The sequence below is a fragment of the Mesorhizobium sp. M4B.F.Ca.ET.143.01.1.1 genome, assembly GCF_004792275.1.
In the GTDB taxonomy this organism is placed as follows: domain Bacteria; phylum Pseudomonadota; class Alphaproteobacteria; order Rhizobiales; family Rhizobiaceae; genus Mesorhizobium; species Mesorhizobium abyssinicae.
Window position 1 is genome coordinate 1 of record NZ_SRSR01000186.1, and the last position, 345, is coordinate 345.

A 345-nucleotide genomic window follows, 5' to 3' on the forward strand; every position below is an offset into this window, starting at 1 on the left:
CGCTGGCCGCCGGCGACAAGGCCGCGGCGGTCGAAGCCTTCAAGGCGGCCGAGCCGGAATTGATGCGCGCCGCCACCAAGGGTGTCGTTCACAAGAACACGGCCTCCCGCAAGGTTTCGCGGTTGGCGCAGCGGGTCAAGACGCTGTCGGCCTGACCGTCTTCCACTTTCACTCCATCGATACTGAACCCGGCCGTACAGGCCGGGTTTTTTCGTTTGCCGGCAAGTACTTAAAAAGTTTGCTCACAGGCTGCACTTGTTAGGCGATTCCAATGCCGCTATTGTTTTGCCGGCATATACAGCGCCGCTTATATCTGCGCGCCTCCCACGCGGCACCTGCCTGAAT

Annotated in this window: 1 protein-coding gene; it reads left to right on the forward strand. The window is 60.6% G+C overall.

Features of this window, described 5'->3' with window-relative positions; genetic code table 11:
• On the forward strand, positions 1-155 hold a 155-nt coding region (gene rpsT, locus EN786_RS36550), incomplete at its 5' end, for a 30S ribosomal protein S20 (RefSeq protein WP_135910118.1).
• Positions 156-345: the final 190 nt, after the last annotated feature.